At 32.2% G+C, this 23,976-nt stretch carries 15 protein-coding genes, 1 tRNA gene and 1 pseudogene; 7 read left to right on the plus strand and 10 right to left on the minus strand.

All coding sequences use genetic code 11. From position 1 onward, the window contains the following. Window positions 1-70: 70 nt before the first annotated feature. Window positions 71-1,441, plus strand: coding sequence for a magnesium transporter (gene mgtE, locus GOY07_RS01275; protein WP_175837619.1), 1,371 nt, complete (start codon window positions 71-73; stop codon window positions 1,439-1,441). 174 nt (window positions 1,442-1,615) lie between these two features. Beyond that, the gene (locus GOY07_RS01280; protein WP_175837621.1) at window positions 1,616-2,632 is read left to right on the plus strand and encodes a substrate-binding domain-containing protein; all 1,017 of its coding nucleotides are present in this window, start codon (window positions 1,616-1,618) and stop codon (window positions 2,630-2,632) included. Window positions 2,633-4,359: 1,727 nt separating this feature from the next. Here the strand turns inward: GOY07_RS01280 and dcd are convergent. From dcd to GOY07_RS01315, 7 genes are all read right to left on the minus strand, one after another. Continuing rightward, window positions 4,360-4,917, minus strand: coding sequence for a dCTP deaminase (gene dcd / locus GOY07_RS01285; RefSeq protein WP_175837623.1), 558 nt, complete (start codon window positions 4,915-4,917; stop codon window positions 4,360-4,362). A gap of 1,415 nt (window positions 4,918-6,332) precedes the next feature. Then, window positions 6,333-7,196, minus strand: coding sequence for a lipoyl synthase (gene lipA / locus GOY07_RS01290; protein ID WP_175837625.1), 864 nt, complete (start codon window positions 7,194-7,196; stop codon window positions 6,333-6,335). Beyond that, window positions 7,189-7,503, minus strand: coding sequence for a 50S ribosomal protein L28 (rpmB, locus tag GOY07_RS01295; protein ID WP_175837627.1), 315 nt, complete (start codon window positions 7,501-7,503; stop codon window positions 7,189-7,191). The genes lipA and rpmB overlap by 8 nt, the downstream gene beginning before the upstream one ends. A gap of 37 nt (window positions 7,504-7,540) precedes the next feature. Further along, a complete protein-coding gene (locus GOY07_RS01300; protein WP_175837629.1) occupies window positions 7,541-7,882 on the minus strand; it encodes a DUF721 domain-containing protein in 342 nt (113 codons plus the stop codon). A gap of 4 nt (window positions 7,883-7,886) precedes the next feature. Continuing rightward, complete coding sequence (locus tag GOY07_RS01305) at window positions 7,887-8,303, minus strand: hypothetical protein (protein WP_246224434.1); 417 nt, start codon at window positions 8,301-8,303, stop codon at window positions 7,887-7,889. 925 nt (window positions 8,304-9,228) lie between these two features. Next, window positions 9,229-9,834: an RDD family protein gene (locus GOY07_RS01310; RefSeq protein ID WP_175837631.1), complete on the minus strand. Its 606-nt coding sequence runs from the start codon at window positions 9,832-9,834 to the stop codon at window positions 9,229-9,231. Window positions 9,835-9,856: 22 nt separating this feature from the next. Then, a tRNA-Leu gene (locus GOY07_RS01315) sits at window positions 9,857-9,939 on the minus strand. 111 nt (window positions 9,940-10,050) lie between these two features. On the opposite strand from GOY07_RS01315, the gene GOY07_RS01320 reads away from it, so the two are divergent. After that, window positions 10,051-11,502, plus strand: coding sequence for a replicative DNA helicase (locus GOY07_RS01320; protein WP_175837633.1), 1,452 nt, complete (start codon window positions 10,051-10,053; stop codon window positions 11,500-11,502). 861 nt (window positions 11,503-12,363) lie between these two features. Beyond that, window positions 12,364-12,495 (plus strand): hypothetical protein, encoded by a 132-nt coding sequence (locus GOY07_RS04510; RefSeq protein WP_256359459.1) that lies wholly within the window; start codon window positions 12,364-12,366, stop codon window positions 12,493-12,495. Window positions 12,496-12,778: 283 nt separating this feature from the next. Here GOY07_RS04510 and GOY07_RS01325 read toward each other — a convergent pair whose 3' ends face one another. Then, the gene (locus tag GOY07_RS01325; protein WP_175837635.1) at window positions 12,779-13,759 is read right to left on the minus strand and encodes a ribonucleotide-diphosphate reductase subunit beta; all 981 of its coding nucleotides are present in this window, start codon (window positions 13,757-13,759) and stop codon (window positions 12,779-12,781) included. A 97-nt stretch (window positions 13,760-13,856) separates the two neighbouring features. On the opposite strand from GOY07_RS01325, the gene GOY07_RS04160 reads away from it, so the two are divergent. Continuing rightward, complete coding sequence (locus GOY07_RS04160) at window positions 13,857-14,030, plus strand: hypothetical protein (RefSeq protein WP_246224435.1); 174 nt, start codon at window positions 13,857-13,859, stop codon at window positions 14,028-14,030. A 1,321-nt stretch (window positions 14,031-15,351) separates the two neighbouring features. Here GOY07_RS04160 and GOY07_RS01330 read toward each other — a convergent pair. Continuing rightward, window positions 15,352-16,332: pseudogene (locus GOY07_RS01330) on the minus strand (IS630 family transposase). An 83-nt stretch (window positions 16,333-16,415) separates the two neighbouring features. Further along, complete coding sequence (locus GOY07_RS01335; RefSeq protein ID WP_175837637.1) at window positions 16,416-19,091, minus strand: PD-(D/E)XK nuclease family protein; 2,676 nt, start codon at window positions 19,089-19,091, stop codon at window positions 16,416-16,418. A gap of 98 nt (window positions 19,092-19,189) precedes the next feature. On the opposite strand from GOY07_RS01335, the gene GOY07_RS01340 reads away from it, so the two are divergent. Together GOY07_RS01340 and GOY07_RS04165 are read left to right on the plus strand one after the other, a co-directional pair. Further along, window positions 19,190-22,321, plus strand: a complete 3,132-nt coding sequence (locus GOY07_RS01340) for a phosphoribosylformylglycinamidine synthase subunit PurL (protein ID WP_175837639.1) — start codon at window positions 19,190-19,192, stop codon at window positions 22,319-22,321. Between the two features lie 833 nt (window positions 22,322-23,154). Beyond that, the gene (locus GOY07_RS04165; protein WP_218938975.1) at window positions 23,155-23,373 is read left to right on the plus strand and encodes a hypothetical protein; all 219 of its coding nucleotides are present in this window, start codon (window positions 23,155-23,157) and stop codon (window positions 23,371-23,373) included. Window positions 23,374-23,976: the final 603 nt, after the last annotated feature.

Here is a 23,976-nt window from a genome sequence, read left to right on the forward strand (position 1 = left end):
AACAATCTTATTATACTCTAATGTTTAAAGGAATCAAGTATATACGTTTGTTAGGAAATAAGGTAAAACAATGAGTATTGAGGCAAATTTCTATTATGGTTTAGATAAAAATGCTATTGATAGCTTGATAGAGTCACTCAATAATCAGGAACTAGAAAATATTCGTAATATTGTAAAAACAATAGATGGTGTTCAGCTAGCCTATTTTTTATCTACCTCAATCAGTGATCACAGAGAGCAATTAGTTAGTGTTCTTGATCAATATTCATTAAGTAATGCTCTAGTACATGTAGTGCCAGATTTACAAGTGGAGATTATAGAAACATTGGGAATAGAAAATGCAGCAAAGTTACTAATACTCCTCGACGTAGAGGATATAGTAGCCATAATGAAAGATTTAGATAAAAAATCCATAGAAAGCATACTTAAATACCTGCCCAATGAAACTCAAAAATCGGTAGAGGAGTTATTATCGTATCCAGAAGAAAGTGCAGGAAGATTAATACACAAAGATATGGTTATAGCCCCATATTATTGGACGATAAATCAATTAACAGAATTTTTGCGAAGTTATAAAAAAATACCAGAGAAATTTTATCAGATCTTTATTATTAACTCAAAGTTAGAGCCTATCGGTAGTGTTAATTTGAATAAGGTAATATCTCACTCAGGAGAAACGATGATAAAAGAGATAATGAGTCAAGATATAAAGATTATTAAAACTGGAGTAGATCAAGAGGAAGTAGCAAGAGTATTTAAAGATTATTCTCTGTTATCAGCTCCAGTGGTGAATAAGCGCGGAAAAATCATTGGTGTGATCTTGATTGAAGATGTAATAAAAGTTGTTCAACAAGAAACGGAAGAAGATGTACTCAAAATAAGTGGTGTGTCATCTAAAGCCGATATAAATGCTCCTATACATAAAACTATAATTCAAAGGCTACCTTGGTTGTTATTTAATCTCTTAGCTGCAACAGTATGTTCTGTAGTGGTTGGCTTTTTTGATGATATAATAAAGAGCTTTGTAGTGCTACCAATAGTTATGCCAATAATTACATCAATGAGTGGAAACGCTGGATCCCAAACAGTAACGCTAACCATTAGGGCAATTGCAACAAAATATTTGACTGAGCAAAATGCAAACAGAATACTGATAAAAGAATTTTTCATAGGTCTTATAAATGGGATAATTTTATCTATGATTTCATTGGTAGTATTGGCAATAAGGTTTCACAGTTTTAAAGTGGAGATAATTTTTGTAGCTTCCATGGTTATGATGTCAATCATTGCAACATTTATTGGAACTTTCATTCCTATAATGCTTTACCGTTTAAAATCAGACCCTGCAGTTTCTTCTTCAATTCTAACATCAGCAACAACTGATATCCTTTCAGCTTTTATATTCCTCGGTTTAGCCACGCTCTTTTTGTTAAATAGCTAAAAAGATTGTATTATAAAAATCCTGCTTCAGATTTTATGTTTCTTTCATACCTAACCATTCAAAGGTCTATGGCATTTTTTCTAATGAATTATTAAATATTGAAAGAAAATTAAGGCTTTTCAGTTTGATCTTTTTATTATAATAACTATGGGTCTATATTCTTGATTAAAGACAATGTTTAGAAGCTTTCTCTTGATTTTTGTATTTGCAGTACTTATCCCTCTGTCAGATGTTGATGCAAGAAAATATGTCAGAATTGTTGGGTCTTCAACTGTTTTTCCTTTTATCTCATTTATAGCTGAGGACTTCAATCGTATCTTCTCTTTTAAGACTCCGGTTGTGGAATCGATAGGAAGTGGATCTGGGTTTAAAACTTTTTGCTCAGGAATAGGGGAAAATACGCCAGATATTGCCACTTCATCTCGTCCTATAAAAGAGGCAGAAATAGAATTGTGTAAAAGAAATAAAGTTAACGATGTAATAGAGATCATTATCGGCTATGATGGAATTGTCGTTGCAAATTCGAATCAAAGCCGTAGATTTGATTTTACAAAAAAGGATTTATTTGAAACTTTATCTGCATATTCTCAGGAGAATGGTAGGCTAGTAAAAAATAGCAAGAAGTTTTGGTCTGATGTAAATCAAACCTTACCAAAAACGGAAATTGAAATTTATGGTCCACATCAGAATACAGGTACATACGAAACTTTGGTTAATTTTATTATGCTTGATCAATACTCATGCATGAATTCAAAGATTTTTAAAGAGAGTTATAATGATCCTGAAGAAAGAAAGAAAGCATGTAGTAATATAAGAGATGATAGAAGGTACATAGAAGTTGGAATTAATGAAAACATGATAATACAAAAATTAAAAAGTAACAAGGATGCCTTGGGAATATTTAGTTTCAGTTTTTTGATGAGGAACCAAGATAAAGTACAAGGGAGTACAATTGCAGGAATTGAGCCAACTTATGAAAATATATCATCGGGAAAATATGTATTAGCAAGGCCTCTATACCTTTACATAAAGAAAGAACACTTAAATACTGTTGATGGACTCAGAGAGTTTATTAGGGAAGTTATAGATTCAATCAGTACTGAAGGTGGGTACTTATCTAAGCTAGGTCTGATTCCACTTTCGCATGAAGACATAAAGAGAATTTTAGTAAAAGTTCATGATATAGTGTAATACCTTTTATTCTAGGAAGAAATCTTGTAAAAAAATCATTTTAGCAATTGTAGACTTTGTATTCAATTGCATTTATTCTTAGGGATATTCTTATTATTGGCTTTATCCATGATAAGAAAGGCTTCTTGTATTTTAATACTGATTTCCACTATACTAAGGAACGGATAGATAATGATGAAAAATAAACTATACTGAAGTAAGTAAAATAGCAAGGTTTAAATGGTATGAAATCAGGATTATTAGATAAAAAAGTCATGGAATTAGCAAAAGAAATTCTGACTTAAAGTATAAAATAACATATGTGTTGCAAAAAGCTAAATGCTGTATTGCACTAAAAAAGCATAGTGTAACAGCCATAGCAAAGTTACATTTCGAGAACAATACTAATCACATGGATAAAGCACCTAAGCTTAGGAAAGAAGAAAAATTGTTTACTTTTCTTAATGTTGTAGAAAAACGAGGTTGAACCAGAGTCAATTTGAATAAATTGAGGTATGAATACAAGAAAATTTTAATATTACTATTAAAGAAATGATGATAAGAATCCAGGAAAAATTTAGCTTGAATGTTAGCAAGACTATGACATAATGTAATATGCAAAAATGAAGTTTTCGTATATCATTCCAAGATTAATTTACAATAAACGAGATAGAGGTAAACAGAAAATAAAGAAAACTTAATGAGATTATTGGTTAATGTCCTGAATAAGAGTTATTTATCTTTGGTAAATCGCGCGGTTTAGTGCATATTCGGAAGTTGGACATGGATAATTTAAAAATGGCATTAGAGCATAGGTTGAAGTAAAATTAGGTAGGCAAAATTTTTATCTCTACAGTGAGTTAATTTTAAAATGTTGCAATACTTACCTGAGTTTAATCCTATTAGGAGACTCTGGTTTCTATATAAAAAACAGAACATTTTACGTAATAAAATCTACAATACAATTGCTTCACTTGAGGGCGCTTTGTGCAAATTTATTACCTCTTTCTTGCTCTATAATTAAACAACTCTGCAATGTCACTTATTTGATCACTAACAATGAAAATTCATATCATTACTTCAAGTTTCTAATTTTTATAAAGTCAGCTGATAGTTGCAATTATCGACTTCACTTTTAGCTAAAATGTGTCTGTGTAGCACCTTCTGATAATTTGCTACTCTTTCTTTTTGCATCTCCGATATAGTAGCAGCCATACTCTAATTATATTTCATTACGTAAGGCTCTGTTTTAAGGAAAGTCAGCCTTTTAGTGAATATATGGTGTATCACATATTGTAATTTCTCCTCTATGTTCATAAGAAATTCTACTTTAATCACCTGCATCGTTTACATCTATTTTAGTCCGACAATTACCCTTATGCGAGATTTAATTACTAATATTTCTTTTGCTTTTTAGCTTATGCTCTTTTACTTTAATATAGCTCTTTAAAATTTGGTATTGATGAATTCTTGAATTTAAATTGAGCTTTTCCTTTAACTCAGCATTTCCTATCTTTAAAGTCTTGTTTACCTTTTGTCTTTAGACTTTCATTCTCTCTTCCCAATCTTTCTATTTTTGTTTCTAACTTTGCTGTTTTCTATTCTAAACTTTTGTAGAGTTCTAAAGGCACTTACCTTATTACCACACCTTTGCTCTATTGTTATCTTTTTATACCAACTTGTCAATCTTGTTTGACCACTCCACTGAACGGATACGTATATTAAACTTTTCTAAACAATAGAAGTCATTATTCTACCAACGGCAAGGTAATGCCACGTTGATTCATATATTTTCCTTTCATATCATCGTATGATTTTTCACATTCACTATCACCACTTAAAAAAACAAATTGGCACGCTCCTTCATTAGCGTAAATTTTTGCAGGAAGAGGAGTAGTATTTGAGAATTCAAGTGTAACATGACCTTCCCATCCTGGTTCCAAGGGAGTAACGTTTATTATAATTCCACACCTTGCGTAAGTCGATTTACCAACACAAATAACTAGTATATTTCTTGGTATACGAAAATATTCCACTGTACTTGCAAGTGCTAGGCTATTTGGCGGAATTATGCACACATCTGTTTCCTTATCTATAAAACTGTTCTTAGAAAAATCCTTAGGATCAACTACAGCTGAATTAACATTAGTAAAAATCTTGAATTTATTGTCTACTCTTGCATCATATCCATAAGATGATAGTCCAAAAGATATGACACCCTTACTGCTTTTGTGATCCACAAAAGGCTCTATCATTCTAAAGCTTTCAGTTTTTTCCCTTATCCATTTATCAGGCATCACTGCCATAACTGCTCCTTAAAGTTGTGCAATACTTACAATAATATAAAATAAAATTCAAATGTAAACTATAGACCTAACAGCTTTTTATTGCTTAACTGTAGTGAAGATTTTTGGATTTTTATAGATATTATTCCAGCACTTCTTTTGTTTACCTCATATCCCCTTTTCTTGCTACTACAATACGCAGACGCTAGGACTTAGAAAAGTTTACTTTTTGTGAAGCAAGAGAACTAATTTGTTGAGAATAGAAAGTAGTTAATTCTATGTTAGGGTTTGGGGTAACGTCATCTACAAGATCTTGGAAAGTCTGAATTCCAGCGTCATGTGTTAGATAGAGTTGTCATACCTTGATGAGATGATGGTTGTCATTATAGTTATAAATATTTAGGAAACTTACTGAATGGGAAAAAGGCAAAAGAATCCCTAATCATATCAATGCCTACTGCATAAGAATAAGTAGCCAATAATGGAAAAGAAACTATACTAAAGTAAGTAAAATAGCGAGGTTTTTAAATGGGATTTAAATTAAAATTCTTGAATAGAAAAGTTGGGAATCAGCAAAAGAAATGCTGAAGGGAATACGAAATGACGCATATGTTACAAAAAACTAAGTACTGTAATTGCAGCAAATATTCCATGAATAATTCATAATGAATAAGATAAAAGCACAGTATAACAGTCATAGCAAAGATATGTTGTATCTTAAAAACAGCACTGACTACATAAATAAAGCACCTAAAATGTGAAAGAGAAAAAAATTATTTGCTCTCCTCTTTCAATGTTATAGAAAGACTAGATTGAATCAGGTAAGTTAATTTGAATAAGTTGAAGTGTGGGTGCAAGAGGGCTCTTATATTACCATATAAACAAGATCAAGATAAGAAAAAGTTTTAAAAAAACTTATGGTAAATATCCTGAATGAGAGTTATTCATCTTCGATGAATTACGGTTTGCACACATTCGAAAATTTTGGACATGGGTTGATAAAGTAAAATTAAGTAGATAAAATTTTTATTTCTACAGTACAGTCCATCATAGAAATGGAGAGAATTGTGGCTATTTGCACTGAGTGTTATCAACACTGATTGCATGAATATATTTCTTGAATAAACGTTGCAATGTTTAAGAACACGAGAAGACTTTCTTTTTGTATGGTGTGCTAATTAACATAAATCAAAAAAAATTAAAGTATCTAAAAATATTGAAATTGTATGCTTAACGCCATACTCCCTGAGCTCAATTCTATTGAGGGACTTTGGCTGTATATGAAATAGAATATTTTACGTAATGAAGTCTATAATAGAATTATTTTGCTTGAGAGTGCTTTGTCAAAATTTATTACTTCTTTTCTTTGCTACGCAATTAAATAACCCTGCAATGTCACTTTATTTGGCCTACTAAAAATGAGAATTGGTATAATATCAACGACAAGCCTTGAGCCTATTGAAATCCTTTTCAGCATGGTATGATGATCTAGTTAATGGACTTGATGCAACCACTAAGAAGCCTTTAGAATAAGCAATGTATTTATAATGCTCAAATTCTTCTGGGGTAATATACCTATCGATTTTTGCATGCTTTGGAGTTGGTTGAAGATATTGACCGATTGTAATAAAATTAACTTCGGCACTTCGTAAATCATCCATAACTTGAAGCACTTCTTCTTTTGTTTCTCCAAGGCCAACCATGAGTCCTGACTTTGTGAAGAGTTTAGGATTAATTTGCTTCACCGTTTTCAATAAATATAGTGAATGAAAGTAACGAGCACGTGGTCTTATTCTTGCATATAATCTAGGCACTGTTTCAATATTGTGGTTATAGACATCAGGTGATGCAACAGCGATTGCTTCAAATGCTCCTTTCTTATTTAAAAAATCTGGAGTTAAAATCTCTACTGTTGTTTCTGAAGTTATTTTCCTAATTTCTTCTATGCACTTTATAAACTGACTTGCTCCGCCATCTGGTAAATCATCACGGTCGACGGAGGTAATTACAACATGTTTTAAGTTTAACTTTTTTATTACTTTTGCTAAATTTTCTGGCTCATGAGGATCTAACTTATCAGGGATACCAGTTGCAACGTTGCAAAATGCACAAGCACGAGTGCAAACAGAACCAAGAATCATCATAGTAGCGTGACGTTTGTTCCAGCATTCGCCAATATTTGGACATGCAGCCTCTTCGCATACCGTGTGCAGACCGTGTAATCTAACAGTATTTAAGGTCTCATTGAATACTTTACCAATCGGAGCTTTTGCTCTGAGCCATGGAGGCTTGTTATGCATCTGAAACGGCTAACTTTACCTCTTGTTTTGCTAAAACTTTCTTCAACTTTCTTTTTATTTTTTGCGCTTTTTCACTTAATTTAACTGTTCTTGTATTGAGCAAAAAAGTGTCAAGATCACCTTTATAATCTATAGTCCTTAAGGTCCTTGTTGCTATACGAAACTTAAATTTTTTACTCAAAATATTACTTATCAACGTAACATTATGTAAATTTAAGAGAAAGGTGCGCTTTGCTTTACGATTTGAATGTGACACCTTATTACCAAAAGATTTCTTCCTATTTGTTAATTCGCAAACTCTACTCACTTTGATATACCAAATTATTCTATGTATTTAGGTTACCTTATATAGTAAAATAGTCAATGCTCTCTTGCTTAATTTTTATATCATATACTGCTTTGTAGCCAAAAAATATTGTGATTTTCTCTATCACAAAAGAAATCATATGCTGAATTTCCAGTGCTTTACTGCCATTTGTTACTACTAAGTGTAGTATACCTGAATTTATATTTTGCGCATATGAGATTTTTTTTGGTTTTGTATGTTCTGCTATTTCTGCTCCAACTATGCTCTTCCAGTTTAAAATAAGAAGTATTTCGTTTCTGCTTATTCTGTTCCTCATGCATTTTAATGCATAACTTTCTACTATAGACTTTAGTTTCTTTTGGCCACTGCGTTTAAGCATTTTTTCACTGTAAACTAGATTCCTCTATGGTTGCACCATAGTATGGTGAGTATTGTTTATAAGCTCTAGTAACTGTGTCGATAACTGAAACAGGGCACCACAGTAGATTTAATAGAATAACTTTATTAAAACTTTTACTTATCATTGCATTTAGTTGTTTATAGCCTGCTTTTTTACAGTCAATAGACAATGCTTCCGAAGTCAGCTGAGTAACCGCTACTCTAGGGGTAGATGTAACAGAATGGCTCACCTCAGGTGGGTCATTTATAACTCGTTTAACTTTTTCTATTAAGTTGCCTTTACTATCTACTACTTTGATTCTAATTACTTCTGTAGAGCCAGAAAACAGTATTGAAAAGCAATCAGTAAGTAAACTAGTTACGGATATCATTAATAAGGTATTTCTTAACCTAAGAGCCATACAAATATAGTAGTGAAATATCCTACGTTGTAAAATCAATTTTTTGTTATCCCGTGCTTTAGTCCACAGATCAAATTTCTGCGTTCCAGCGTTACACGCTGGAATGGCAGCTCTGCTCCCCAGGCCTCACACCGTAAAAGCAGTATTTTTGTGAAAAAATCAGGTTAAAATAGCACTTGTCAGATAAATTGCAATTGTTCCATTTACCAAATTTTTGCGCTACTACCTTTATTCTATAGTTAATTGTCCTCTCTTTAATTTTTAGTTAGAATTGGTTAAATTATCGTTAACCTGAGTGAATTTTGGACTAAATTTAAGATGTCATTTCAGTGTCAGCTGCTCAGCTTAATAGGCTCTTAAGTCAGATCTCTTATAACTAACTTTTAACTGTAAATATTTAAGAAATCTACTGAACAGAAAAAGGAAAAAAAATCACGTGATACTGATTTTGATCATATAATAGTTTGAATTAGCGCTATAATAATTTGCTAATGCTTAGTTTAAGTGTGATTTGGCTGAGCGTGAAGAAAATTTAAAAGGCATGTAGCCACGATAATTTAATGTAATACTAATTCTCTCATTGTTAGTGGATTAAATAAGTAACATTTCAGAGTTGTTTAATTGTGAAGTGAGAAAGAGAGGTGATAAATTTGCATAAAGCTCTCTATTGAACTTGGGCAAGTATGTAATCTCAATATTTTTAGGTATCTATAATTTTTTTTAACTTATGCTAATTAATGTAATCTATGATAAGATAAGCTAATCTCTCTCCATTTTAAAGATTAACCTCACTATTTTACTTATTTTAGTATGGTTTCTTTTCCATTATTATCTATCCGTTTTTTGTATAGTGGAGATTGGGATGGATCAGAAATAACCCTACTACTATGATGATGAAATTGTTAAATTTTGTCAAATGGCTTTTTTAGCTCTGCCTTTCAAGGCTTTTACTTGTAACCACTACTGTGCCTGCAATCTTATCGTGCCAAGTTTGGCAGCGCTTGTTAAAATTCGACCATATAAAACCCAAAAATAGTGGCGCAACTGACACTATTAAGGAAAAAAACCTCTTAATTGCTTGTTTTAGAGATATTTTCCCAAAGGCTTTTGCATCTACAACTCTAAGTCCAAGCAATAATTTGCCAGGTGTAGCAGCGAACTTTATCCACATGTATGTAACATAGCTAAAGAGCATAATGAATTGGACTATTTGATTTAGGATCCATAATTTAATGAGTCTACTCTTTGCCATTTTTTCTTCTGCAGAAAGTGGTACTTGCATTTGATATTTTGCAGCAATTTGGTTAAATGTTATGCCATCTTCTTGATTTATAAAGAGATGATTTAAGGCCTGGATGAAAAAACCCAAGAATAACAAGAATAAAACGATAATAATAAAATCAAGCAATATCGAAATATAGCGCCTAAGTCCTGTAACATAACATATTCCATTTTCATCATTTTTTGTTTTTTGAATAATATTTATAAGAGAGAAAATAGAAAATAAACGACCGAAAAATTTGTGTAACATAATGCATTTTCCAATATTTGAGTGCCCCTGACCGGACTTGAACCAGCATGCTTTTGTAAGCAGCAGATTTTGAGTCTGATGTGTCTACCATTCCACCACAGGGGCCTTTTCAAATGGTATAGATAACACAGAATTAGTCAATTTTTTTTGCTTTTATATCTTTTAAATGGGTATTAAATATACTACACTGATTGACAGTTACTTTGGAAACTTAAGATGAATGAATTAGCTAGTCTCATCGATTCAACAAGTGTTGGTAAGGAAATATGTAAATTACCACATAATTTAGAAGCTGAACAAATGCTTATTGGCGCAATGATTCGTGATAATAGAATCTGTGATGTAGTTGAAGATATAATCACTGCAGAGAATTTCTATGATCCACTGCATCAAAGTATTTTTACTCAGATATCTAAAACTAGAAAGCGCGGCATAGTTGCCAATGAACTGAGCCTCAAAATGTTTTTTGAAAATGACCAAGCATTTACTAAATGTGGTGGAGTTAAATATCTTGCAAAACTTGCAGTAAAGGCAAGTATTGTGCTTGATATCTATAATTTAACTAGAATAATCCGTGATACTTACTTAAGAAGGTGTTTAATCAAGCTTGGACAAGAGATAGTTAGTGATAGTTATAATTATGATATCGAAAACTCTGCGCAGGTGCAAATTGAACAAGCTATGACTAAGTTATTCAACTTAGCAGTAAAAAGGCAAAGTGAAAAAACATATATAAAGCTTGCAAGCTCAGTTAAAGATGTAATTGAAAAAATCAGGACACTGAAGAATAATCCAGAGGCACTAGGTATTACAACCGGACTGCAAGATCTAAATCAGCTCCTTGGTGGTTTGCAGAAGTCTGATCTATTAATTCTGGCTGCAAGGCCTTCTATGGGTAAGACAGCATTAGCATTAAATATTGCGCTTAATGCTTGCAAGCTCTTGCAAAAAAGGGTAGATAAACAACGCTATGTAGCGTTTTTTTCACTTGAAATGTCTGCAGAACAATTAACTGCAAGATTGATCACCATAGACTCAGGAATTAGCTATTATAGAGCATTGACTGGAAAGATTAGTGATTTTGAGTTGCATGAATTCATCAATACTAGTTCAGAATTAGCTGAATTACCTTTCATCATAGATGATACTCCTGCGTTATCAATCAGCGCTCTTCGTACTAAGATACGTTTGTTATATCAGTTATATAACATAGAAGCTGTGTTTATTGATTATTTGCAGTTAATTAGAGGGACAACAAAGAGAAGCAATGAAAATAGAGTACAAGAGATTTCAGAAGTGACACAAGGATTAAAGGCAATTGCAAAGGAACTAAATATTCCTGTTATTGCACTATCGCAGCTCTCTCGTTCTGTTGAGCAGAGAGATGATAAAAAACCACAACTTGCTGATTTGCGTGATTCAGGAAGCATAGAGCAAGATGCAGATATAGTAATGTTCCTTTATAGAGAAGAATATTACGAGCTGAGAAAGCAGCCAAGTGAGGGAAGTAATAGACACCGGGAGTGGCAAGAAAAAATGGAGAAAATTAGAAATGTTGCAGAGCTTATTATTGCAAAGCAAAGAAACGGGCCAATTGGCAGTGTGAAATTGTATTTTGACTCTAATCGAGGTGCATTTAGAGATTACACTGAAAGGCATATTTTGTAGCTTTTAGCAATCTTTTACCAACGTCTATCTTTACTATGATTCCTTGATTTATTAATGAATTGCACAAACATTATGATTTCGTAAACAGGATTTCAAGTAGCTCATATAGAAATGCAAAACTACTTGATAGACCTTGCTAATTCCGTTATTTCAGGCACTGAAGCTATTTATTTATCTTCTCTGTACAGATTAAACGACGAGAAAACTTAGTGTATCTGTTGTCTTATGTTTAATGTTTTGCACTTATGTGTATTCTGTATTTTTTTCATTATTATGTATATTGTTAACTAGTGCTATGAGTCATGCTTAGTAAATTTCTTAATGCTTATAATTTAGATTAGTTATGGCTTTAAAGCGGCTGAGTTGCAATTATTGAGTATTTAAAACATAAAAAGTGATAATTTTTTTTATATAGATATTAACCATAGCTCTTTTTTTCTCTTAATGTCAATTCTCATTGTTAATGGGTTAAATAAGTGACATTGCAGAGTTATTTAATATTGCGGAGTGAAAATAGAGAGTTAATAGCTTTATACAAAGCGCTCTTAAGCAAAGCAATTGTATTATAGATTTTGATTACGCAAAATGTTCTGTTTTATATAGAACCAAAGTTTCTCAATAGGATTGAGCTCTGTAAATATGGTAGTGGGTATATAATCTAAATATTTTTATGTTTTTTAAATTTTTAACTTATACTAACTAGTACAATCCATTTAAAACTTGCTATTTTACTTACTTCAGTATGGCTTCTTTTTCATTATTATCTATCCATAATATAATGTAAATTAGTATTAGACATGTACTTTTTCACTGCTTCGACAAGCTTAATCATAATACCTATTCTTAATTTTAGTTAAAATTGTGAGTAATAGTGCTGCAACCTCTATAGCTAACGAAGAATTTGCTGTAATTGATAAAGATAATGAAGAATTTATTTTGGTTGTTAGGCTAATACTGTATGCGCCAAGACTAATTTCAGTTAACGACTTTTAATGACTCGCTTATATTGCGGTTATATAAACCTTGGAACGAGAGAGTTATTATAAGAGCTGCAAATTGATGATACTATAGAAAATGCCGCCAACAGTTCCACTTATTATCAAAGGTGAAAGACTGGTCAAAGTACTTAGTACAAGCCTGTTAAATACTTATTTCAGCTCATTTTATAAAACTGTTAGTTCTCAGCTTAGTACTGTTTATGTGAGTTTCGGGTACAAGTGTTAAGTTAATCAGGTTATAGCAGGTAATCCAAAGAGACTAATTAGTGCTCTTTGTATTAAGTATCGTCTTCAGCAAAAGCTTCCTCCCACGTACCTTGAGTTGCTGCACGGCTATATTCTGTGACTCTGTTTTCAAAAAAGTTCGTGTGTTCAACACCATTTAGTATTCCATCAAGCCACGGAAGGGGGTTTTCATTAATATCATATATGGGTTTCAGACCCAATTGCGTTAGCCGTCTATTTGCTATATAGCGTATGTAATTACGTACTTCTTCCGCAGATAGTCCTTCAACATCTCCTAAGTCAAAGGCAAGCTTTATGAATTCATCTTCAAGGCTAACGATAGTACGACATGCAGAATATAGTTCCTTTTTGAACTCATCATTCCAAATTTCATTGTTTTCTTTTATAAACGTATTGAATAAATTGATAATTGAATTGGTATGTAAGGTTTCGTCACGTGCTGACCAGGCAATTATTTGTCCCATGCCTTTCATTTTTCCAAAGCGTTGAAAGTTGAGCAAAATTGCAAATGATGCAAATAGCTGTAATCCTTCAGTAAATGCACCGAATACTGCCAGGGTTTTGGCTATATGTTTTTTATCATGTTTTTTACACTCCTCAAATTCTAGCATATATTCATATTTCTTTCTCATAGCATCATATTTTAAAAATGCTTGATATTCACTTTCTGGCATGCCAATTGTATCTAAAAGATAAGAATAGGCTGCAATGTGTATGGTTTCCATATTGGAAAAGCTTGCGAGCATCATGCATATTTCTGTTGGTTTAAATATATTTGAGTAATGTCTCATATAGCAGTTGTTTACTTCAATGTCTGCTTGAGTAAAGAACCTGAAAATCTGAGTTAGTAAATTTTTTTCTACATTCGAAAGTTTAGCTTTCCAGTCTTTCACATCATCAGCAAGAGGAACTTCTTCTGGTATCCAATGTATTCTTTGCTGCTGTAACCAGGCATCATACGCCCAAGGATAATTAAAAGGTTTATATATTGGATCTGCTTCTAACAATAACATAGAACACCTATTATTTTCTGAAGTAAATATTATATTAAGCGATATCAAAAATCAGTCAATTTAACTTTTACAAAATTTGACGACAGGTGATTTGTTAATGTTTGTAGCTTTAAGTGATTTATTAATAGAGATGCAAGTGCTAATATTTTTTATTTTATTGTTTTTAGTGAGCTGTCACACTATTTCCAATCATGGAGCTCTAGTCATTAGTATTGGATTGTGTAGTAAGATAAAAGTAATGATGATAAAGGAAAAATGGTTTACACTTTAGGGTCATCAGCATTGATATCTAAGTTTGATGAAAATATTTGGTACTATATCTCATATAAAATTAAATAGGTTAATTTCTTAAAGAAAGGAAAGTATAGCAGTAAATCTCTGCAAACTAAAAAAGTCTTTGATTGTTGTTGATTGTGAAAATTTGCTGACTGTGAAATCTCCTGTAAAAAATAAAATTTTACTGTGCATTACTGATGTTATTTCAGTGTATGATATATAACTTCACGAGCATTGTGATTTGATAAACCTTCTAATTCATAGAAGTGCAAAAAATTGCTTAACGGATTTGAATAGATTTTTTGCTGTAGTATTAAAGCTATTTATCTTTAGATCTGTACAGATAACATGATAAAAAAGTTTAACGTATCTGGTGTATCATGTTTAATTTTTGCACTATGTACACTTCATGTCTTTCACATTGTTGTCTATACATTGACAGCTAGTACTGAGCGTTTAGAAGATATTAAGATTAGCTGTGACAGAGTTTTTTTGCATTTTTCCTTACTTGGTAAATTTCTTGGCGCTTATAGTTTAAGTTAGTTGCGACTTAAAGCTAGCTGAATTGTGGTCATAAGTGTTTGTACTAATTCCAATTATACAAGAAACGTATAGGAAATAATGAAAAGGAGGCTATACTGAAGCGAGTAAAATAGCGAGATTTAAATGGCATTGAAATCAAAATTAGTAAATGGAAAAGTCGTAGAATCAGCAAAAGAAGTGCTAAAGAAAGTGTAAAATACTTATATGTCGCAAAAAAACTAAATGCTGTGATTGCAGCAAAAAAAAGCATAATATAGCAACCTTAAGAAAAATATATTTCTCTTTCAAGAACAGCACTAACTGCGTAGATAAAGCACCTAAAACTAGGAAGAGAAGAAAAATTGGTTACTTCCACCCTTCAACGCCATAGAAAAATTAGATTGAAATTAGAGTAACTTCGAATAAGTTGAAGTATGGATACAAGAGAATCCTAATGTTACTGTAAAAAATGAGAATAAGAATCTAGGAAAAATTTATTTTGAATATCAGTAAATCTACAGTACACCTTAGAATATGCAAAAAATGAAATTTTCGTATATTACGCCAAAACCGGTTTATAATGAGCAAAATAGAGGTAGACAAGAAGAATTATAAGAACTTAATAAGAGACTATTTGGTAAGTATTCTAAACAAGAGCTATTATTCTTTAATAAACTGCGGTTTGATATACAATAGAAAATTGGACATCGGTAGTTTAAAAAGGGTGTTGTACCAACTCTTATTATTAATGAGTCAAATTATTATTAGTGGGTCAAATAAGTAACATTACAGAGCTATTTAATTGCGGAGTGAGAAAGAAGAAAGGTAATAAATTTGCACAAGCACTCTTAAGCAAGGCAATTGTATTGTAGGCTTTATTATGCAAAATGTTCTTTATATATACAACCAAAGTCTCTCAATATGATTGAGCTCAGGTGAATATGGTGATAGGCATGTAATCTTGATATTTTTAAGTACCTTTAAATTTTCTGACTTATGCTAATTAGCCAGTCCATGACAAGAAAGTCTCCTCGTGTTCTTAAATGTTGTGACATTTATTTAAGAAATATATTCATACAATCAGTGTTGACGTTCGGTACAAATGAGCTATGACTCTCTTCATTTCTAGGATTAACTGCATCATAGAGATAAAAATTTTATTTAATCAATTTTACTTCAATCTAAGTTCTAACGCCCTTTTTAAACTACTGCTGTCCAATTTTCTAATGTATATCAAACCGCAGTTTATTAAAGAATAATAGCTCTTGTTTAGAATACTTACCAAATAGTCTCTTATTAAGTTCTTATAACTCTTCTTGTCTACCTCTATTTTGCTCATTATAAACCGGTTTTGGCGTAATATACGAAAATTTCATTTTTTGCATATTCTAAGGTGTACTGTAGATTTACTGATATTCAAAATAAATTTTTCCTAGATTCTTATTCTCATTTTTTACAGTAACATTAGGATTCTCTTGTATCCATACTTCAACTTATTCGAAGTTACTCTAATTTCAATCTAATTTTTCTATGGCGTTGAAGGGTGGAAGTAACCAATTTTTCTTCTCTTCCTAGTTTTAGGTGCTTTATCTACGCAGTTAGTGCTGTTCTTGAAAGAGAAATATATTTTTCTTAAGGTTGCTATATTATGCTTTTTTTTGCTGCAATCACAGCATTTAGTTTTTTTGCGACATATAAGTATTTTACACTTTCTTTAGCACTTCTTTTGCTGATTCTACGACTTTTCCATTTACTAATTTTGATTTCAATGCCATTTAAATCTCGCTATTTTACTCGCTTCAGTATAGCCTCCTTTTCATTATTTCCTATACGTTTCTTGTACAGTTGGAATTGATATTTACAACCACTCTCCTACTCTTTCTAGTTGTTTATAGTTGTTAAACCTTAGGAATTTATCAAAATATGGAGAGGCAATAAAGGGAACAGTATTTTTTAAATAATGAGATAAAAAATCTGGCAAATCATTTTGAAACTCCTGCATTTTTTGCCTATAACCTTTCAGAAAAATAACTTTTATTTTATCATAGTCAAGTTTCCAGTAAGCAAGTTCTGAAACTTCTTTCCCGGTTGTGTATTCTACTGCTAAAGCTTGTAAAATTAATTGCGGGAAAAATCCTGACATAACTTCTTCATTGGAAGGTGGAAAACCAAGCTTATAATCTATAATTGCCACTTTTCCATTTGGCAGATACTCAACTCTATCGCATCTTGTTGTCAGAGAAATTTCTTGTAGCTTACAAATGGCTTTAGCATTATGTGCAGGAACGCGGGCTACCAGATAGGAAAAGCTCTTTTCCGACTCAACTAGATTGCTTCTAGCCTTATCAAATTTAACAAAAGATTGAATTATCCTTTGCAGTTTTACCCACCACATATTTGAAAAATTAAACTGACTAGTTGAGTATACCTCTTGTGCAATGCTCATTGGTGATTTTCTGTTACGTGAATATTTCTCAAGAATGTTGTGTATCATAGTGCCAAATTCTAATATCGACGGCTTGAAATTTAAGTCTTTCAATTGTTTAAGTTTCAGTATGTGCTCAACATAAAATGAGTAAGGATTACGGATTAGCTTTTCTACTGCGCTGCAAGACATCACTTGCATTTTTTCTTTTCTAACTTTAGTTTGAGGTTTTGGCATAGGTTGAGTGTACGGGGTAGTACATTCAGGCGTATTTAATACTCTTAGCCAATCGCGATAGGAGTGCTTTGACTCTTGTAATAGAATTCCCAGGCGACGCAATAGAATTGGCTTCTTATTACTTAACAATCTTGTAATGTAAACTTTACTTGCGCAAAATAAATTGCGTAAATTATACAAAAAATATCCCTGATCCTCTTGCACGGAAGGAATATTGAACTTTTCTCTTGTCAGTGCATTTAAAAATGGACTTTGAAAGCTTGGTATATCATTTAATCCAGCAAGTATTACAACTTTATTATGGTATAAACTAAATTTATTTAGGTTACTTGCTGTAGGAAAAAACTCTTTTTTAAAAAACAAAGCTATAATCCGGTTATATAACTCTAAGGAGCATTTAATTGATATGCCCTCACTTGCATTTGAGAAATCACGGATAAAATTACCCATTTCATTACTCAATTCCAAAAAATTTATACTAGACAGCATACTAACACATCGCAAATGAGCTGTTACTACATCAGAAATAGGGCAATTCATAGAATTAAGTAAAGGATTAAGTATAGTTGCTAATTTACTGATAATGCGTAATATACCTTCTTTATGTCTTAGCTTTTGATGGGTATTAATAGCTTTTATAATGTCATCAAGGCCTCTTGTATTAAAGCTACGTAATATCTCTATTTCAAACTCAGATAGAATTTTACTGTACTCTTCTTGAGAGAAACCAAAAGTCACTAGTTTATGTTTAAGGAGCGAAAGTAATGCTACACTGTTCCAACTTGAAGTCAAAACCTCGATACTATAGAGCAAGAGCGTTATATAAGGGTAATTTTTTGGTGCGGAACGTGCCATGCAAGCTGCAAGTAATTTGTCAAAGACGACTAAAGAAACATTTTCGTAACCTTCATTCTCTATAATTAATGATATCACTTGTGATTCTTCCTTCCTAGAATCACAAGTGATAATTTCAATATTTTCTATGTACCCGTTACTAACTTTGCTTAAGTTAGCGGTAGTATCAAAGATGTGATCTAGATATTCTACAGTTATCCTGGTTTTCTGGTCATAGATTCCAGCATTATGTGCTGAAGGAAGTGTTTCTGGTAGGAAATTCACATTCTCTCTGCTTACACTTAAATAATCCAGCAGATCTTTTAGGCAATATTGATAATGTCTTTTATCAAGCGATTTCCAATCCTTCTCTTTAATTTTTAAATTTAGATTTGGTAAAATTATCTTTCCGAATGGCAATTCATATATAACCTTAATCAATAACTTGTGGATCTCACCCTTCCCAATTCCAACGAAGATTATATGTTGATCTTTCTGTAGAGAGACTACCATATTATTTATATAGTCACTTTTATGTTTTAGTATATCTACTACTTCTAGATCTTTTAAAGTTTTACTCCAACTTTCAATAAGCAAGTTTATGAAATTCTCTATTTTCTTTGAATGTTTGTCAAATTGATAATCATCTTTTATTTGAGTACATTGAATCTTATCAAGTAATGATGCTAAGCTATAAGCTAAATCTATTGGGAAACAGTCGTTGTTTTTTTTATTCCACTCCAATATGAATTGGATCAATAGTAATATCCTTTTTGTTGGCTTGATAACTTTAATCTTGTCAATATTTAATATTGAATCTTTCTCGTTAATGTTCTCTAATGAAATTATCTCTGGCAAAATTATGCATTTTTTAGCGTTGTAATTCTTAAATGCACTTAGCATCGCTATCACGTCGCTTTTGCAAGGAAGTATTACTTTTATCTTGGAAATTTTTTCTTTTTCATACTCAGAAAATATGTAATGAACTAATATATCAAAAAAGTGTTCATCCACATTGACAGTAAAAATTCTTCCCACGAAAGATAGCAATTAATAAGATGCTTTATTGTACAGTAAAATATAAGTGTGCTTACGATTTCTTAATGTTATTATAAGTTGAAGTCTTTTAACATTATATGACAAATATCAGAATAGAAGTTTTAAATAAATATGAACAAGTTGGTAAGAGATGGCTAATCAACGTTTATTCGATCTACATAAGTAAAGAGTTACCATCAAAATTATATGAAGAAATTTGTAAGCTATTTTATAATGAAACCATACAAGACTGCCGTTATTATTCTTACAGTAAAAACTTTGGAGAAATTCGATATGATTTCATAGAGTCGCAAGCTGAATGGGGCTTAGAAGTGAGCTTATTACCTGGTATGACCGATAATGTCGGCAACACATCAAAGCAAATTGTTAGAGAGTATTTAATAGGTAAGGGCTATGTCGACTCATCTGTTTTTTTAGAGCTTGACACTGAGATCCAGAAAGGGAAAAAGGCACAGACTCAAATATCAAGTGCTAGAGTGACACCAGTTGAGGTAAAAGCAAGAAGTTCAAGATTGATTCTAGGGCAAGGAAATTTGCTAATTGAAGGCGATATAGAATTTAACCCACTCACTGAGTATTGCACGCTTATTTATAAAGAAAACGGCAATTGTTATTGGAAGCGTTATGGTAAATTAAAGGATGTCATTCCAATGCCAAGATACTTGGATCTAGAAAATTTAACTGGAATTAAGCAATTGCATAGTGAAAACTTGATCTCAGTGTCAAGCACTGAAATGACACCATCTTCTATGCAAACTACCTGTAAATTACAACATTCATATACTAAAGTGCGTTGCATGGAAGTAGGAGCTAAGCTTGTTAATCTCAATCTAAGTGATCAAGAGCTTAAAAAAATCAGTAGAGGTGGAATCCATGGTAATGGCACACTAGGACTGTCTCTTGCAGCAATGAAAGCCATAAGAGATTATTTTAACAGACTTGGTAGAAGCCCATATGATATTGAACTTGAGTCTCTAGCACAGGCTTGGTCTGAACACTGCAAGCATAATATCTTCTGCTCTCCCATTGATGAAATAAAAGACGGCTTATATGCACATTATATTAAGCGTGCAACGTATGAAATAAACTCCAATATATGCGTATCAGTTTTTTCTGATAATGCAGGGGGCATAGTTTTTGATGACGATTACCTGATTGTAGATAAAGTTGAAACTCATAATAGTCCTTCGGCTCTTGATCCATTTGGTGGAGCAATGACTGGGGTGCTTGGGGTTAATCGTGATATAGTGGGTTTTGGTAAAGGTGCGGAGCCTATAATGAATACTTATTATTTTTGCTTTGCTAAAGAACTAAAAGGTAAATTTTATAGAGACAAGGAGTGTACTGATGAAGTTTTGCCACCAAAATATATTATGAAAGAAGTGATTCGTGGCGTTAATATTGCTGGGAATTGCTCTGGTATTCCAACACAACTTGGATCGGTATATTTCGATGACAGATTTTGTGGAAAGCCATTAGTCTTTGTTGGAAGCGTAGGAATTATTCCACGCAATATAAACAACGTGCCTTCACATATTAAAAAGCCCCAAAATGGGGATAAGGTCGTGATTATCGGGGGAAGAGTTGGAAGAGATGGAATTCATGGTGCAACGCTTTCTTCAGAGGCATTATCAAGAAACAGCACCTCAACAATTGTGCAAATCGGAGATCCCATAACACAAAAGAAATTATCTAGTGCCATCATAGAAGCAAGAGATCTCGGTCTTTACAATGCAATAACAGATAATGGTGCAGGTGGCTTATCATCGTCGATAGGTGAAATGGGAAAGGATGGATTTAAGGTTGATTTAAGCAAGGTTCTACTTAAAAGCGATGGTATGGCTCCATGGGAAATATGGATATCGGAATCACAAGAGAGAATGACCTTAGCAGTGCCAGAAAAAAATTTACCTATGCTTAAGCAAATCATGAAAAAGCATGATGTAGAAATTAGCGTAATCGGAGAGTTCAATAATACAGGTGTGTTGACAGTTCAAATCTCTTCTGCCCCGCCAATAATGAATATTGAAACTGGGTTTATGCATGGCGGTAATCCTAAGATGCACTTAAAAACAAAGCCTTGGTCTAGGAAAATTATTACTGCCACTTCAGCGTCACGCGCTGGCATAACACTGAGCCAGGAGGTTGAACTGAAAGAAATGCTAAGTAGACCAAACATATGCAGCAAAGAGTTCATAGTGGTACAATATGACTATGAAGTTCAAGGGTCTTCAGTGTTAAAACCGTTACAGGGCGAGGGAAGAGTGTGCAGCGAAGCTGTTGTCTTAAGGCCAATTCTTTCTTCAAACAAAGGTATTGTAAAATCTCAAGGATTTGGTTCAAGTTATGGAGAGATTGACACTTATCATATGGCAGCATGTGCAATTGACACTGCCATACGTAACTATGTAGCTGCAGGAGGAAATATAGACCATCTAGCGTTGCTTGACAATTTTTGCTGGTGTGATGCTTACAATCCAGAAAGGTTGTGGCAACTAAAAAGAGCTGCAAAGGCTTGTTATGATTATGCAACTGCATTTAAAACACCATTTATATCCGGAAAAGATAGTATGTTTAACGACTTTAAGGGATATGATGAAAATGGTAAGGAAGTGATGATCTCTGCACCACCTTCATTACTTATCTCAGCAGTTGGAATTATAGAAAATATTGAAAATGCAGTATCTCTTGACGTAAAAATGCCAGGGGACTTGATATATGTGCTTGGTACAACTGACGATGAACTTGGTAGGTCTGAGTATCAATTATATAGTGGAATAGATACCAACAATGTGCCAAAAGTTGATGCAAAGAATGCCAGAAAATTATACGAGCGTTTCAACCAGGCAATAAGAGAAAGCATCATTGCTTCCGCAATTGCACCAAATCTGGGAGGGCTGGCTATTGCTTTAGTAAAATCGCTAATTGCAGGGAATCTTGGTGCAGAAATTGATTTTTCACTAGTGCCAATAGGGAAAATACAAAATACAGATATAATAAACAAAATAATAATGTTTTCTGAATCGCAAAGTAGAATTTTAGTTACTATCGCACCACAAAACCAGAAGAGGTTTGAACAATTGTTTAAAGGTGTAGTCTATTCATGTATTGGTAAAATAACAGACGAGAAAGTTCTGAATATCAGGGATATTTTAAAAGTAAATTTGAAAGACTTAAGATTAAGTTATGCTAGTTTAAATATTTTTTAATTATACTAAATAATTCTTTCATTATGTGTGATATTTGCTTAGAATGAGTGTATATTGCTATATTTTGGTAGGTAATTATGTCTATTTTATCAATTCTTTTGTTTATTAGTCTTTCTTTGCTCAACATTTCAAAGAAATTGATAATATGCGCTGTCTTAGTTACAGTGGCTGCTTTAGTTCTAAATTTAATAATTGAGTTTTATGGTAAAAGAAAAGCTATGTATAGCTTAATAACGTGCATATTATTATGTTGTGTTCTTAAATGGCAAGATTTTAGCTTGATGATATTGATTTCATACACTGCAATTTTAGTATCACTCTTCTCAAGTATAATCTTTTTTCAAAAATTGAAATCCAAGTTTAGATTCCATATGACAAATTTTATTACTTTAATCGCAGTATCGATAATTGATAGTACAGTTATGTATTTTGGACTACTATTGTGCAAATTTTCTGTAGATAAGTGCTTATTGATATATATCAAAGACTTAGCTCTCAAGTTTTCCTATGTATCAATATTAAGTGTCTCCTTATTTGTAGCAGCACATTTATTTTATCTAGCAAAAAGAAAATATATTAAACTTTATATCTAACTTGCTTTTCGACAGTAATTTTATGTTTCTAAAGTCGAGCAATTTGTACTAATGAGGTGCTAGATCAGCTATAATAGTTTTACACACTAGGGCCTTTTACTTACTTTGGTGGTATGGTGTTTCACAGTGAACTACTGAAATATATTTGACTTTATGTACAGTATTTGGCTTTAAATCAGTAAAGTAGATTTTAACATATGCGTTTTCTTTGTTCTACTATGTTTATTTTCTATCTTTAGGTTGTATTTTGTTTTTTTATTACTTTCAGTAAAGGCTCATACAAGTGATACTGCAGTAATAGAATTTGTTCTTACACCAAAAAAAATAGTTAAGCAACTCAGTGCTGCTGCTATGAAACAAACAGCACAACTGAAGCAAATCATTGAAATTCAAGAAGAAGTCACTATGATAAAAAATCAAGAGGTATTGCAAAGCTTAGAGAAACAAAAAGTGAAATAATGAGTTAGTCTTAGCAAAAGTTATCGTCTCTATAAGAGACAGCTCACAAAATGCTGGAGTGTTCCTGAAAGGATAGCTTATAAAAATAATTCCCTCTTTAGGTCAATAGCAGATAGTGCAATGCGCGTGCAGCATATAAATATATGCCTTATAACAGACTTGCCCCATTGAATACTACCATATTTGGCGTGAAGTGAACACTAGGTTTTATTCTAAACGAATAAAATCTTATGACACATATATTATCTAAGCAGTAATACTAATTCTCATTGTTAATAGGTTAAATAAGTGACATTATAAAGTTATTTAATTGCGGAGTGAGAAAAAGAGGTAATAAATTTGTACAGAGCACTCTCAAGCAAAGCAATTATATTATAGACTTTATTACGCAAAATGTTCTATTTTATATACAACCAAAGTATTTCAATAGGATTGAGCTCAGGTAAGTATGGTGCTAGTATATAATCTCAATGTTTTTAGATACTTTTAAATTTTTTGACTTATTCCAATTAGCAAAATTTATGATAAGAAAGGTTTTTGATGTTCCTAAATATTGGGATATTTATTCAGGAAATATATTCATATAACTAATGTGAACATTCT

Source organism: Wolbachia endosymbiont of Litomosoides sigmodontis (assembly GCF_013365435.1).
Taxonomy (GTDB): domain Bacteria; phylum Pseudomonadota; class Alphaproteobacteria; order Rickettsiales; family Anaplasmataceae; genus Wolbachia.

Excerpts from the sequence above, each read along its gene's own strand:
- lipA (WP_175837625.1), bottom strand. The coding sequence starts at position 7,196 with ATGCATAACAAGCCTCCATGGCTCAGAGCAAAAGCTCCGATTGGTAAA.
- GOY07_RS01300 (WP_175837629.1), bottom strand. The coding sequence starts at position 7,882 with ATGCTTAAACGCAGTGGCCAAAAGAAACTAAAGTCTATAGTAGAAAGT.
- dcd (WP_175837623.1), bottom strand. The coding sequence starts at position 4,917 with ATGGCAGTGATGCCTGATAAATGGATAAGGGAAAAAACTGAAAGCTTT.
- GOY07_RS01305 (WP_246224434.1), bottom strand. The coding sequence starts at position 8,303 with ATGGCTCTTAGGTTAAGAAATACCTTATTAATGATATCCGTAACTAGT.
- GOY07_RS01340 (WP_175837639.1), top strand. The coding sequence starts at position 19,190 with ATGACAAATATCAGAATAGAAGTTTTAAATAAATATGAACAAGTTGGT.
- GOY07_RS04160 (WP_246224435.1), top strand. The coding sequence starts at position 13,857 with ATGTTTGTAGCTTTAAGTGATTTATTAATAGAGATGCAAGTGCTAATA.
- mgtE (WP_175837619.1), top strand. The coding sequence starts at position 71 with ATGAGTATTGAGGCAAATTTCTATTATGGTTTAGATAAAAATGCTATT.
- GOY07_RS01320 (WP_175837633.1), top strand. The coding sequence starts at position 10,051 with ATGAATGAATTAGCTAGTCTCATCGATTCAACAAGTGTTGGTAAGGAA.
- GOY07_RS01325 (WP_175837635.1), bottom strand. The coding sequence starts at position 13,759 with ATGTTATTGTTAGAAGCAGATCCAATATATAAACCTTTTAATTATCCT.
- GOY07_RS01280 (WP_175837621.1), top strand. The coding sequence starts at position 1,616 with ATGTTTAGAAGCTTTCTCTTGATTTTTGTATTTGCAGTACTTATCCCT.
- GOY07_RS01310 (WP_175837631.1), bottom strand. The coding sequence starts at position 9,834 with ATGTTACACAAATTTTTCGGTCGTTTATTTTCTATTTTCTCTCTTATA.